This window comes from Acinetobacter pittii (assembly GCF_034067285.1).
Lineage (GTDB): Bacteria > Pseudomonadota > Gammaproteobacteria > Pseudomonadales > Moraxellaceae > Acinetobacter > Acinetobacter pittii_E.
In genome coordinates, this window is sequence record NZ_CP139286.1 from 906,979 (window position 1) to 919,111 (window position 12,133).

A 12,133-nucleotide genomic window follows, 5' to 3' on the forward strand; every position below is an offset into this window, starting at 1 on the left:
CAAAATAATTAAGTGATTAGATTTCACCTATTTGATAACTCAACACTAATTTAGTGTTCTAAATACTTGTTCATATATTCTTCACGAATAGCTGTTCTTTCTTCACCATTCGCTTTAAGCATACGCTCACGTAAGTCTTTACGTTCTTGTGTACTCATCTTTTGCCATGCTTCACGCATTTTTTGTTTTTCAGCTTCAGGAAGTTGAGTAAACCAGTCCATGCGTTGCTGTAAGTTATTGCTCTGATTTGCTGGTAACTCTTTTAAACTCTGATAACGTTTAATAACTGCACGTTGCTCTTCTTCAGAAAGAGCATCCCATGTGTCATCGACTTGTGCATTGGCATCTTTAGAAAAAATCCAAAAGCGTTCAAAACCTGCAAAACTTGTCTGCAAGAAACTTAATGAACACAGGATAAGTGCTAATTTTTTAGCTGCCATGTTGTACTTTATCCTCACCCAATACCATTAACATCTCTAAATCTTCTACCATTTGTGGAGATAATTTAGGATTTACGATGACTTGATTTTGTGGCTTATCTACAATTTCGACTGAGTTTGGTAGGATTACAAAACCTGTAATTGCTGCAGCAAGTGCAAAACCAGTCATTTTCCAGACACTATAATAAGAGGCTGGTTTTTGTTGAATATGGTCAAGCACATGATTCATGACCACTGTTTTGTTTTTGTGGTGATCTGCCAAACTATCAAGTTTGGAGGTCACCTTTTTAGTGAAATCATCATGATTCATCAGAACCTCCCAAGGGATTTAAATGTGCTAAGTATTCTCTAAGTCCCTGAATTGCTCGGTGATAATGGGTTTTCACACTACCTTCGGTACAGTTCATGATCTGAGCTGTTGTATGGGTGTCAAACCCTTCCCACGCACGTAACATAAATGCCTGCTGTTGACGAACAGGTAGTTTTTCAATCGCTTCCCGAATTTCCTCAATCGTTACCGCTTGATCAAGAAAATCTGCAGGATTAATAGCTTTTTCATCAACTACATCGATAATTTCGTCGTCGTCATTATCCAGACTAACTTTTTTGAAGAATGAAAATGGGTTCGCTCTACGAGCTTCTTTGCGGCGCCAATCCTGAAGTTTGTTATTCAAAATAGTGTAAAACAGGGGATACCATTCTTCAGTACTTTTATCGGCGTAAGATTTGTGTAAAGCAATAAAAGCTTCTTGAACCAAATCCATTGCAATACCTTGTTGACCTTGGGTAGCACTCTCCATCATCACTAAAGCACGACCAGTGACATCCTGCATGAAAAATTTCAGGCGTTGCTCAGCCGTGCTGGCATGAGCACTAGATGTTTCCGATCGAGACTTTTTCGGTGCTAAATCCATGGAGATGGAAAATCCTGTCATTGGACATACCCACCTTATCTTCAATATATCTCTTATATAACGTTGAAAAGAGGTGGGAGGTTGACAACAATCGGTTATTTTTTACTAGTGTAATTGATTTTTTTCACAAATATGTGCAATGTAAAATAAATTAACGTTTTATTGGCGTTGGCGGACCATCTCAAAAAAGCAAATAGATCCTGCAATTGCCACGTTTAATGACTCTTGTCCACCTGGTTGGGGAATAGTTACTGATTGTGCGTGATCTAATGCGTAATCACTAGCGCCTTGACCTTCATTTCCTAAAATCCAGACACACGGTTTTGAAAGATCTTTTGAATAAAGACTCGTTGAGCGATGAGAGCTTGTAACAAAAACTGGAATTTGGAATTTTGGAAGAATATCTGTCAACTGAAAGTTTTCAAAACAATGTAAGCTAAAATGAGCACCCATACCCGCTCTTAAAACTCGTGGTGACCAAAGTGATGCAGAGCCTTGTGTGCAAATGATTTGTTTAATATTTGCTGCTGCTGCTGAACGTAGTAAAGTACCTACGTTACCTGGATCCTGAATATTTTCAAGAATTAAGGTATCTACCTTATAATCGATGGTTGATGCAGTTTTAGGTAGGTCAATAATAGCTAAACAAGGTAAGCTCGTACCTAATGTACTTAAATCTCTATATAAAACTTCGCTAATAACAAAGATATGACCTTGATGCAGTTCAATTATTTTTTTTAAATCTTCGTGTTCTAAGGCCTGTTCTGTCGTAAATAAAGAAAAAATCTTTTTTTGCTGTTGTAACCAAGCTAAACAAAGATGAGTGCCTTCAAGAACAGTTTGTTGGTGCTTTTTTCGGGCGTTACTGAGTTCGATTAATCCACGCAAATGTTTAATTTTTGCATTGTCTTTTGATTCTAAAAAAATAACCGCCATAAGAAAATATCCAACAAAAGGGCACCATCATACTATGATGCCCTAAGTAATTAAAATTATTAGTGGTAGCTTGTTACGCGTTCAACTTCATTTTTAGAACCAATGATTACAGGAACACGTTGGTGAAGCTCGGTTGGTTCAATATCTAAAATACGAACACGGCCTGTAGTTGATGCACCACCAGCTTGTTCAATGAGCATACTCATTGGATTTGCTTCATACATTAAACGTAAGCGCCCCGCTTTTGTCGGATCTTTTAAGTCATATGGATAAAGGAAAATACCACTACGACATAAGATACGGTGAATATCGCCAACCATACATGCGACCCAGCGCATATTAAAATCTTTTTCGCGAACAGAAGTTTTACCTGCAAGTAATTCATCAATGTATTGTTTTACAGGATTTTCCCAATGACGTTGGTTAGAGGCATTAATTGCAAACTCTTGAGTATCTGCTGCAACCTGAACATTGTCAGTTGTGAGTAAGAAAGTTTGAGTTTCTGGGTCTAAAGTAAAGAATGCTACGCCATTTCCAACTGTTAAAGCCATCATGGTTGATGGGCCATAAAGTACATAACCCGCTGCAACTTGTTGTGTACCAGCTTGCATGAAATCTTCTGCTTGTGTTACTGCATTTTTTGCAGGAAGAATAGAGAAAATTGTGCCTACACACATATTGATATCAATATTGCTTGAGCCGTCTAATGGATCAAATAAAACAAGATATTCACCATTTTCTTGTGCAGGGGTGAAATCATCAAGCTCTTCAGAAGCGAGACCGCCCACATGTGGATGCACTTTTAAAGCATCAATTAAGTAGTCATTAGAAATCACATCAAGTTTTTTCTGTGTTTCACCTTGAACATTTTCATTACCAGCACTACCTAAAATACCAGCGAGAGCACCTTTTTGTAGTGCTTGGTCGATCGTTTTACAGGTCGTGGCAATAGTATCGATGACTTGAGCCAACTCAGGTGTTAGATTCCCTTTTTGTTGTTGTAAAAATTGGGACAAAGTGAGGTTGGACATATAAAATAGCTCCTGTGCTTCAAGCATCAAAATGAGTCAGATAAATACGTGGCATATTCTAGATGAGAATGTCACAAAATAAAAATTATCTTACTTTATTTGTGTTGGATTTATGCTTACAAGCCCCCAATTAAAATGGTATGTTGATTGCATCACAAAGGACTGTATGTTTTTAGGAGAATCGAAATGACAACAAAGAAGTTTGATGCGACCCCCACGGCAGGTGAACCAATCAATCTAGATGAAATTTCGAAAGAAAATGTTCAGGAAGCTTGGAAAGACTATGAGGCAAAACCTGAATATAAAGATTTTAATAAGCATGATTTGATTGAGTCCATGCAACATACTGAAGAAGAAAAGAAATCTTCTTAAGTAATAACAAAAAACGCTCATATTTTTATGAGCGTTTTTTTATGCAGATCTCTTATTTTAATAAAGGAGGTACTGCTTCGTAATTAATTTCAACACGGCGGTTTTCTTTCCACGCTGATTCATCATGTCCTGCATTAACAGGCGCTTCTTTACCATAACTTACAGCTTCAAGTTGCTGTGGGTTTACACCATTGGTAATTAAGTAGCTTTGTACAGCTTTAGCACGGCGTTCGCCTAAAGCCATATTATATTCACGTGTACCACGTTCATCTGTATGACCAGTTAATGCAACTTTTGAATTTGCATTTGCTATAAGGAACTGAGCATGAGCTTGAAGCGTTTGGTAGTCTTCAGTAGATAAATCGCTGCTGTCATAATCAAAGTGAACAACACGTTTAGCTAAAGCTGCTTTATTTGCTTCAGTTACGCCTTTAGATGAAGCACCTGCCAAATTTTGAGCATTTAATGCAGCATCTTCACTTAAACCAGAAGTGTTTACTGTACTTGGGTTTGTGCCAGTCGTGGTCGTCGCTGCCGGTTTACGGCTAGCACAGCCTGTCATCACGAGTGCTACGCTAAGAAAGGGTAGAGCTAAATATTTGATTGATTTCATGATCATCTCCGTCAATGGAATTAAAAGTTATTTTGGTGCCCAGGCTGGTTCACGTACTTCACCTTGTTCGCTTGGTAAATTCATACGGAAACGTCCATCAGTAGACATAATAGACAACAAGCCACGGTTGCCTTCACGAGTTGCGTAAACCACCATTTGTCCATTTGGTGAGAAACTTGGTGATTCATCTAAACTAGTTGGGGTAAGAATATTGGTGATGCCAGTATTAATGTCTTGAATTGCAACTTTATAACTGCTGCCACTTGGGCGATGAACAAGTGCAATCTTTTTGCCATCTGCACTTAGAGTTCCGCGTGCATTAAATGAGCCTTTAAATGTCAAACGCTTTACTGAGCCATCAGCAAAGGTATAACGATAAATTTGGGCAGAACCACCACGGTCAGAAGTGAAAATAAAGGATTTTCCATCTGGTGTATAACGTGCTTCGGTATCAATTGCCGAATCATTTGTCATGCGTTTGACTTGGCGAGTTGATAAATCCATTTGGTAGATTTCAGGATTACCATTCATCGATGCTGTAAATAGCATTGATTGGCCATCCGGTGAAAAACTTGGCGCGCCGTTTAGGCCTCTAAAACTGGTAAGGACTTCACGTGTTCCAGTTGATAAATCCTGTAAATAAATTGCTGGACGTTTAGTTTCAAAAGAAACATAAGCAATTTTTTTAGCATCCGGTGTCCATGCCGGAGAAAGAATTGGATCACGGGATGATAAAACAGTCTTTGGTTGTTCACCATCCGTATCTGCAATTTGTAGGGTATAACGCTCGGCAGGTGTTGCAGGGTTTCTTAATACATAAGCAATACGGCCGCTAAAGTCACCTGGAATACCAGTAAGCGCTTGATAAATAGCATCACTTACCATATGACCAGCTTGACGTATGCGTGAAGCAGGTACATTTAAAAGTTCATTTAAAATGTATTGTTGCTTTTGTACATCATAAAGTTGGTAGTGAACTTCAAAACCTGTCGCTGTTTGTTTAATTTGTCCAGTAACTACATATGGAATACCAGCAGTTTGCCAGTCAGAAGCTTGAATCTGATTGATAGCAGCATTGGCAGGCAAATTTTTAGATGAGCTTGTAAAGCGCCCAGAACGGTTTAAGTCTGTTTCAACAATAGGATAGAGCCCATTGTCATTGGTAAACGGGACAATAGCAATTTTAGGTGCCTGATCTGGTGCTTTGGCAATTTCCAGATATAACTGGGCAAAAGCAGTTGTAGAAGCAATAGGGCTTAAGGCTGTGATCAGTGCTAAAGATAGCAGGTGTTTGCGGCTCGTATTCATAAGTTTAAAGTCATAGCAGGTATTTTTGTGACTGTTGATTTTGTAGCATAGTTACATGCCTTAAACTATTTAAAGCATGTAACTCTTTCAAAATTATTGCGCTCTAAATGTAGAGCTAACACTTCTTGCTTCACGTCTTGCATCTGGATCTGATGGCATAGGATATGGCGCTGCGGCTTGAATTGCAGCTTTAATACTTGCGTCTAAGGCATCATCACCACTTGAACGCGTGATCACAATAGAGTTAACGCTTCCCGAGTCGGAAAGGGTAAAACGAACACCAACTGTTTTACCGCTACTACCAGTTGGAACATCCCAAGAGCGTCGAATTTTTTGTTCAAAATCACGTCTAGCTGAAGAAGCAACTTTTTTAGCTTCAGCTTTCTTTTGAGCTGCTTCTTCTTGTGCTTTTTGAGCAGATGCAGCTTTGGCCTCGGCCTCCGCTTCAGCTTTACGCTTAGCATCGTCAGCAGCTTTTTGCTTGGCTTTAGCATCAGCCTCAGCTTTGCGTTTAGCATCGTCAGCAGCTTTTTGCTGTTTGGCTTTCGCATCGGCCTCAGCTTTACGTTTAGCATCATCAGCTTTTTGCTGTTTGGCTTTCGCATCGGCCTCAGCTTTACGTTTAGCATCGTCAGCAGCTTTTTGCTGCTTAGCTCTAGCATCAGCCTCAGCTTTACGTTTAGCGTCTTCAGTTGCTTTTTGCTGTTTCGCTTTTGCATCTGCTTCAGCTTTACGTTTAGCATCGTCAGCAGATTTTTGCTGCTTAGCTCTAGCATCAGCCTCAGCTTTACGTTTAGCGTCTTCAGTTGCTTTTTGCTGTTTCGCTTTTGCATCTGCTTCAGCTTTACGTTTAGCGTCGTCAGCAGCTTTTTGTTGCTTAGCCTTAGCATCAGCTTCGGCCTTTCGCTTTGCTTCTTGTTGTGCTTGAAGTTTAGCGTTTTCAGCCTTTTGAGCTTCACGTTTTAATTTTGCATCAGCCTCAGCTTTACGTTTAGCGTCTTCAGCAGCTTTTTGGCTGGCCTTAGCTTCAGCATCAGCTTTTGCACTTTGTTCAGCCTTACGTTTTTGTTCGGCTTCTAATTTTGCTTTAGCCTCAGCTTGGCGTTTAGCTTCAGCCTGCTGTTTTTGAGCTTGCTCTATGCGTTGCTGTTCTGCTGCTTGTTTCGCTTTCGCAGCTTCTTCAGCTTTACGCTTTTGCTCAGCTAACTTGGCTTGCTGGGCCTGTTCGGCCTTTTGCTTTTGAGCAGCAAGTTGTTGAGCTGTTGGAGGAGGAGGTACAACTGGAAGATTTTGAGGTAGAGTTTCATCCACAATAGGGGCTAATACCTCTTTTGCTTCATTCGTAGCTGTAGTCTCTTGTTCAATTTCTTTGGCTAAAGGAGGGGGTAAATCTTCTGGCTTAACTAAAATAGTCGTTAGCTTTTTTGGCTGTTCAGGTGGTTTACTCAAGCCTAAAAAAAGCAAGCCAACAATGGCAATTGCATGAACTCCGAGTGTAAAGCTCAATGCAATCGCATTTTGTTTAAAGGGCGGCTTTTGATCTTTGTTCATAGCTTATTTTAAAGGCTCTGTCAGAAGGCCAACTTGAGTTAAACCTGCTTCTTGTAAACTCGCCATTAATGATACGACTTCTCCATAAGGACGAGACTTATCACCATTGACTAAAACTGTAAGTTGTTTGTTTTCTTGTTCAGCTTGTTTTTGAGCATCGCTTAAAACTGCTTCGAGCTTTTCACGAGATAATGGTTCATTATCTTTGTAATCTTCATATTGAAGATAAATATTACCATCTTTGCCAATTGTTACCATGGCAGGCATATCTTTTGATTCGATTGGGTGGTTGTTTGCTTGAGGTAAATCAACCTTGATACCACTGGTAATCATAGGAGCAGTTACCATAAAAATAACCAAAAGCACGAGCATAACGTCAATATAAGGTACGACGTTCATATCACTTTTTAATGGTTTTTTTATGCGCTCAAAGCGCCCTGAACGCTGAATTGCCATTATGCATCTTCCTGTGATGAACCCACAGATTGACGTTGCAATAAAGCAATCATCTCTTCAGCAAATAAAGCACGATCAGAGTAAACACTTTCACTTTTAGCAGTGAAGTGGTTAAAAGCTAATACAGCAGGAATAGCAGCAAATAAACCAATTGCAGTTGCAATAAGTGCTTCAGCAATACCCGGTGCAACAGTTGCCAGAGTTACTTGGTCAACGGCAGCTAAACCGATAAAGGCATTCATAATACCCCATACGGTACCGAATAGACCGATGTAAGGCGCTACAGAACCTATACTTGCTAAAGTCCCTAAACCATACTCTAAATGGCTCTGATCACGACTCAAACCTACACGCAAAATACGCTCAGTGCCTTCAATCGTTTGAGAAACAGGAGCTTGACGTTTTTTGAGTTTAAAAAATTCGCTCAACCCTTGATAAAAAATATCTTCAAGACCTGAGCGTTTTGAGTTGAGCTGAGCATTGTTATAAAGCGTATTGAGTTCAGCACCAGACCAGAACATTTTTTGAAAATGTTCATCGTCTTGATGTGCTTTTTTATAACTCATATGTAACTTGGCAATCAGATACCAACTAAAGATCGATGCTAACAATAGAATTAGCATGACCAACTGAACGACTGGACTTGCTTGTAAAATAAGGTCAGAAATATGCAGGGTTGATTCAATGTTTGTTGCCATAGGTTACATATGCCGGTTGTTTTTTTAGTCTTGTTCCAATTCTTTACGAATAAGATCACGTATTTCTTCTGGAAGACGACGAGGCATTAAGTCTTTACTTAAACATGCCAACTCAACCTCACCAGAAGCAAGCAAGATTTCACCACGATAAATATTTTGTTGCAACACAAATGACGCAGCTTTACATGAAACTACACGTGCTGTAACAGTAATTAAATCATCCATTAAAATAGGACGCATATATTTTACGTCAATTTTATATACGACAAAGTTGTAGTCTTTTTGGTGCCAGTAATGATCAACGCCAGCAGCGCGGAGCCATTCGGTACGGGTACGTTCCATATAGCGAATATGGTTGGCATGGTAAACAATACCACCTGCGTCCGTATCTTCAATATAAACACGAATGTTGAATTCAAAATGATTCGCCATGAGAGTATTCCGTTTTTAGTTCACTATAGAGCTTTGCATTTCAATTATGGCTACTGAATAAAATATTCATTTTATTTGAAGCCACGCATATGCTTTAAATACGGGGCAGTTTAGCAGATTGCATACTAAGTCCTATGGCACAACCTTTCAATTGCGTTTGCTGTACTTCTAGTCTAAAAACGGTGAACTCTATGACCAGCTTACTTTTAAGTTAAGAAGGTTTCCATGCAGTCTGAACTTGTTTTGATATGTTCGGGTAATCTAATACGAACCTTACATGTAGTTCAGTTCCTGTTTTTAAGGCTTTATTATCTACAATAAAGTAAGGACTATGATTGGGTGCAGCTTGGCTTAAGTCTTGATTTTCTGGTGTTGCACCTAAGAAAACAAAGAATGAGGGCATTAATTTTCCATAATAAGCAAAATCTTCACTTGCGCTCTCATTGTGATCCAAAACATGTAGTTTTGAAGCTTCAACAGCTTTGGCTAATGTTGGCTGAATAAATTGAGTAAGCGCCTTGTCATTCATAGTTACTGGTGCATAAGACGCAATTTCAACTTTAGCAGTCACGTCATTGGCTTGAGCATTATGCTCTATCATGGTCGGTAAACTTTTTAAAATATTCGCCCGTATTTGTTCGTTATTAGAACGAATAGTCCCGATCATATTGACCTGTTCAGGAATCACATTACCTGCCGTGCCGCCTTGAATATTGCCGATACTAACTACGCCCATACCTTTGGTTAGATCGGTTCTTCGGCTAATAAGACTCTGTAAATTATTAATCATTTGTGCCGATGCATAAATTGGATCTCTGCCTAGCCACGGCGTCGAGCCATGCACCTGCTTGCCGTTTATCTGAATACGCAAGTGGTCTGCACTATTTAAAATAGCTCCATCCTTGTAATAAAGATGTCCACTTTTCATGCCAGCTATGACATGTATTCCAAAAATAGCTTCGGGTTTATAGTCTTTAAAGGCACCATCCGCGATCATTTTCCGTGAGCCGATTTGATCACCCTGTGTGAAGTTATCTATATCTGCTCCACCTTCTTCAGCAGGTTGAAAAACAAAGACGACTGTGCCCGATATTTTATCCTTATTGGCTGCGAGAATTTTTGCTGCCCCTAATAGCATCGCAGTGTGTGCATCATGTCCACAAGCATGCATCACATAAGTTTCTTTACCTTGATAAATTGCTTTTTGTTTACTCGCAAAGGGAACACCACTTTTTTCTTCCATAGGTAGTGCATCCATATCGGCTCTAAGCGCAATGATAGGTCCGGGTTTATTGCCTTTTAAAATACCTATTACGCCTGTTTTTGCATAACCTGTTTTGATTTGAATGCCATAAGACTTCAATTCTTTTTGAACCAGTGCAGATGTTTTAAATTCCATATTGCCTAGTTCAGGGTGTTCATGAATATGTTGTCTTAATTGAATGACCTGATTTTCATTTTGTTGTGCAGCATCTTTTACCCAATCTGCTAGGCTTAGCTGGCTCATTAGAACGAGTGGCAAAAATAAAGCGGTTTTTTTATACATATCCTTATCCTAAAAATATTATTGTTCATAAGATTTACTATCTAGATTTCTTATAATTCAGTTTTGAAAAATATTAAAAAATCAATAAGGTATAAAGAAAGACTTAAAAGGTATAGAGTCGCTAATTTATTGATAAGATAATTGTTATTTTTAATTAGATAGCTTGATTGCATTAAAAAAGGAAGAGAAAACTCTCTTCCTTTGGTTAGTTTTTAGGCTCAGGTGGCGTCATTCCAAACTGTAAATAAGATTGGTTGGTTGCGATGCGACCTCGTGCAGTACGCATGACATAACCTTGTTGAATTAAATAAGGTTCAATCACATCTTCAAGCGTACCGCTGTCTTCAGCCATAGCAGCTGCAAGAGCTTCAACTCCGGCAGGGCCACCATCAAAACGCTCTAGTAACATACTCAAATAACGTCGGTCTAGGGTATCTAAGCCAGCTTTATCAACATTGAGCATATCAAGCGCACGCTGTGCCATTTCATGAGTCACTTCGCCTGTACCTTTTACTTGTGCATAGTCACGTACACGGCGTAATAAACGGTTGGCGATACGAGGTGTTCCGCGTGATCGGCGTGCTACTTCTTCTGCACCTTCAACTGTAATAGGTACATCCATGAGGTTTGCAGAGCGTGACACGATGTGAGTTAAGTCTTCTACAGAGTAAAACTCAAGACGTTGCACAATACCGAAGCGGTCACGTAGTGGTGAGGTCAACAAGCCTGCACGTGTGGTCGCAGCAACGAGTGTAAAAGGGGGTAAATCTAGTTTAATTGAACGGGCAGCAGGACCTTCACCAATCATGATATCTAATTGGTAATCTTCCATTGCTGGATAGAGGATTTCTTCAATCACTGGTGAAAGACGATGAATCTCATCAATAAATAAAACATCGCCTTCTTCAAGATTGGTGAGCATTGCCGCTAAATCGCCTGCACGCTCTAATACTGGTCCTGAAGTCGATTTAAGATTGCCACCCATTTCACGTGCAATAATATTAGCAAGTGTGGTTTTACCTAAGCCGGGCGGACCAAAAATCAGTGTGTGGTCGAGAGCTTCACCACGACCACGAGCAGCGCCAATGAAAATTTCCATTTGCTCGCGTACGACTGGTTGCCCAATATAGTCGGCAAGAGAAGTTGGTCGAATAGCCCGATCAAAATGATCTTCAGGTTTTTCTGTTCCACTGATTAGACGGTCTTGCATAAGTGTTTTACTTCATCATGGATTTGAGAGCAGCACGAATAATATCGGCTGATTCTGTGTAATCGGCTTTAACCGCCGCAACAGCTTTTTGTGCTTCAAGTGGTTTATAACCTAAAGATTGCAACGCAGCTTCTGCTTCTGCGACAGGAGAGTTTGCAGCAAATTGAATTTGAGGCATGGTCGCCGCAGTTGAAGTGCCTTGAGCTAATGTTTTGAAACGGTCACGAAGTTCGATCATTAAACGTTCAGCCGTTTTTTTGCCAACACCCGGAACTTTGACCAAAGTATTCACATCATCATGTTCAATAGTGTGAACCAATAATTCAACGCTTAGCGTAGATAAAATGCCTAATGCCATTTTTGGACCGACACCATTTACTTTTAATAAGGTGCGGAAAATTGTTTTCTCTTGAGCATCACTAAAACCGTAGAGCTGCTGCGCATCTTCACGGACAACCAAATGCGTCCATAGCGTAACTTTCTGGCCTTTTTGTAATTGGCAAAATGTTGAAAGTGGCGTATCAATTTCATAACCCACACCATTTACATTCAGTAAGACAGTAGGGGCTTCTAGGGCAAACACTTCGCCAATTAAACATCCGATCATAGCGTAATTTCACTTATTC

The 12,133-nt window shown here is 39.8% G+C and carries 15 protein-coding genes and 1 pseudogene; 1 reads left to right on the forward strand and 15 read right to left on the reverse strand.

The genetic code is table 11. The features are described from left to right. Nucleotides 1–50: 50 nt before the first annotated feature. The 5 genes from SOI81_RS04220 to SOI81_RS04240 all read right to left on the reverse strand — a co-directional run bounded on the left by SOI81_RS04220 (nt 51) and on the right by SOI81_RS04240 (nt 3,321). On the reverse strand, nt 51–440 hold the full coding sequence (locus tag SOI81_RS04220; RefSeq protein ID WP_016140251.1) for a DUF3106 domain-containing protein: 390 nt from the start codon (nt 438–440) through the stop codon (nt 51–53). Continuing rightward, on the reverse strand, nt 430–750 hold the full coding sequence (locus SOI81_RS04225) for a hypothetical protein (protein ID WP_002118556.1): 321 nt from the start codon (nt 748–750) through the stop codon (nt 430–432). Before SOI81_RS04225 ends, SOI81_RS04220 begins: the two co-directional genes overlap by 11 nt. Then, nucleotides 740–1,354, reverse strand: coding sequence for an RNA polymerase sigma factor (locus SOI81_RS04230; protein ID WP_016140252.1), 615 nt, complete (start codon nt 1,352–1,354; stop codon nt 740–742). The genes SOI81_RS04225 and SOI81_RS04230 overlap by 11 nt, the downstream gene beginning before the upstream one ends. Before the next feature lie 159 nt (nt 1,355–1,513). After that, on the reverse strand, nt 1,514–2,290 hold the full coding sequence (locus SOI81_RS04235) for a TrmH family RNA methyltransferase (RefSeq protein ID WP_016140253.1): 777 nt from the start codon (nt 2,288–2,290) through the stop codon (nt 1,514–1,516). 59 nt (nt 2,291–2,349) lie between these two features. Then, on the reverse strand, nt 2,350–3,321 hold the full coding sequence (locus SOI81_RS04240; protein WP_016140254.1) for a class 1 fructose-bisphosphatase: 972 nt from the start codon (nt 3,319–3,321) through the stop codon (nt 2,350–2,352). 186 nt (nt 3,322–3,507) lie between these two features. On the opposite strand from SOI81_RS04240, the gene SOI81_RS04245 reads away from it, so the two are divergent. Next, nucleotides 3,508–3,693 carry an NF038105 family protein gene (locus SOI81_RS04245; protein WP_009393678.1) on the forward strand — a complete coding sequence of 62 codons (186 nt, stop codon included), beginning with the start codon at nt 3,508–3,510 and terminating at the stop codon, nt 3,691–3,693. Nucleotides 3,694–3,745: 52 nt separating this feature from the next. Here the strand turns inward: SOI81_RS04245 and pal are convergent, their stop codons facing one another. The 10 genes and pseudogenes from pal to ruvA form a co-directional block, all read right to left on the reverse strand. Next, nucleotides 3,746–4,306, reverse strand: a complete 561-nt coding sequence (gene pal / locus SOI81_RS04250) for a peptidoglycan-associated lipoprotein Pal (RefSeq protein WP_002118513.1) — start codon at nt 4,304–4,306, stop codon at nt 3,746–3,748. A 27-nt stretch (nt 4,307–4,333) separates the two neighbouring features. Next, a complete protein-coding gene (gene tolB / locus SOI81_RS04255; RefSeq protein ID WP_016140256.1) occupies nt 4,334–5,614 on the reverse strand; it encodes a Tol-Pal system beta propeller repeat protein TolB in 1,281 nt (426 codons plus the stop codon). A 93-nt stretch (nt 5,615–5,707) separates the two neighbouring features. Beyond that, the gene (locus tag SOI81_RS04260; protein ID WP_239975202.1) at nt 5,708–5,944 is read right to left on the reverse strand and encodes a cell envelope integrity protein TolA; all 237 of its coding nucleotides are present in this window, start codon (nt 5,942–5,944) and stop codon (nt 5,708–5,710) included. Further along, nucleotides 5,927–7,165: pseudogene (gene tolA / locus SOI81_RS04265) on the reverse strand (cell envelope integrity protein TolA); the annotation flags it as partial. The pseudogene tolA and the gene SOI81_RS04260, both read right to left, overlap by 18 nt. Before the next feature lie 3 nt (nt 7,166–7,168). Next, the gene (gene tolR / locus SOI81_RS04270; RefSeq protein ID WP_016146149.1) at nt 7,169–7,621 is read right to left on the reverse strand and encodes a protein TolR; all 453 of its coding nucleotides are present in this window, start codon (nt 7,619–7,621) and stop codon (nt 7,169–7,171) included. Then, nucleotides 7,621–8,319, reverse strand: a complete 699-nt coding sequence (tolQ, locus tag SOI81_RS04275; RefSeq protein WP_016140259.1) for a protein TolQ — start codon at nt 8,317–8,319, stop codon at nt 7,621–7,623. The genes tolR and tolQ overlap by 1 nt, the downstream gene beginning before the upstream one ends. A 24-nt stretch (nt 8,320–8,343) precedes the next feature. Next, the gene (gene ybgC, locus SOI81_RS04280; RefSeq protein WP_001273591.1) at nt 8,344–8,751 is read right to left on the reverse strand and encodes a tol-pal system-associated acyl-CoA thioesterase; all 408 of its coding nucleotides are present in this window, start codon (nt 8,749–8,751) and stop codon (nt 8,344–8,346) included. Between the two features lie 211 nt (nt 8,752–8,962). Next, the gene (locus SOI81_RS04285; protein WP_239975154.1) at nt 8,963–10,297 is read right to left on the reverse strand and encodes a M20 family metallopeptidase; all 1,335 of its coding nucleotides are present in this window, start codon (nt 10,295–10,297) and stop codon (nt 8,963–8,965) included. 205 nt (nt 10,298–10,502) lie between these two features. Beyond that, nucleotides 10,503–11,507 carry a Holliday junction branch migration DNA helicase RuvB gene (gene ruvB, locus SOI81_RS04290; protein ID WP_002052424.1) on the reverse strand — a complete coding sequence of 335 codons (1,005 nt, stop codon included), beginning with the start codon at nt 11,505–11,507 and terminating at the stop codon, nt 10,503–10,505. 7 nt (nt 11,508–11,514) lie between these two features. Continuing rightward, nucleotides 11,515–12,114 carry a Holliday junction branch migration protein RuvA gene (gene ruvA, locus SOI81_RS04295; RefSeq protein WP_032053016.1) on the reverse strand — a complete coding sequence of 200 codons (600 nt, stop codon included), beginning with the start codon at nt 12,112–12,114 and terminating at the stop codon, nt 11,515–11,517. Nucleotides 12,115–12,133 lie beyond the last annotated feature (19 nt).

Bases quoted from the DNA above. Each gene is read 5' to 3' on its own strand.
- SOI81_RS04220 (WP_016140251.1), bottom strand. From the start codon at position 440: ATGGCAGCTAAAAAATTAGCACTTATCCTGTGTTCATTAAGTTTCTTG.
- pal (WP_002118513.1), bottom strand. From the start codon at position 4,306: ATGAAATCAATCAAATATTTAGCTCTACCCTTTCTTAGCGTAGCACTC.
- SOI81_RS04240 (WP_016140254.1), bottom strand. From the start codon at position 3,321: ATGTCCAACCTCACTTTGTCCCAATTTTTACAACAACAAAAAGGGAAT.
- ruvA (WP_032053016.1), bottom strand. From the start codon at position 12,114: ATGATCGGATGTTTAATTGGCGAAGTGTTTGCCCTAGAAGCCCCTACT.
- SOI81_RS04225 (WP_002118556.1), bottom strand. From the start codon at position 750: ATGAATCATGATGATTTCACTAAAAAGGTGACCTCCAAACTTGATAGT.
- ruvB (WP_002052424.1), bottom strand. From the start codon at position 11,507: ATGCAAGACCGTCTAATCAGTGGAACAGAAAAACCTGAAGATCATTTT.
- SOI81_RS04235 (WP_016140253.1), bottom strand. From the start codon at position 2,290: ATGGCGGTTATTTTTTTAGAATCAAAAGACAATGCAAAAATTAAACAT.
- tolQ (WP_016140259.1), bottom strand. From the start codon at position 8,319: ATGGCAACAAACATTGAATCAACCCTGCATATTTCTGACCTTATTTTA.
- tolR (WP_016146149.1), bottom strand. From the start codon at position 7,621: ATGGCAATTCAGCGTTCAGGGCGCTTTGAGCGCATAAAAAAACCATTA.
- SOI81_RS04245 (WP_009393678.1), top strand. From the start codon at position 3,508: ATGACAACAAAGAAGTTTGATGCGACCCCCACGGCAGGTGAACCAATC.
- tolB (WP_016140256.1), bottom strand. From the start codon at position 5,614: ATGAATACGAGCCGCAAACACCTGCTATCTTTAGCACTGATCACAGCC.
- SOI81_RS04285 (WP_239975154.1), bottom strand. From the start codon at position 10,297: ATGTATAAAAAAACCGCTTTATTTTTGCCACTCGTTCTAATGAGCCAG.
- ybgC (WP_001273591.1), bottom strand. From the start codon at position 8,751: ATGGCGAATCATTTTGAATTCAACATTCGTGTTTATATTGAAGATACG.
- SOI81_RS04230 (WP_016140252.1), bottom strand. From the start codon at position 1,354: ATGGATTTAGCACCGAAAAAGTCTCGATCGGAAACATCTAGTGCTCAT.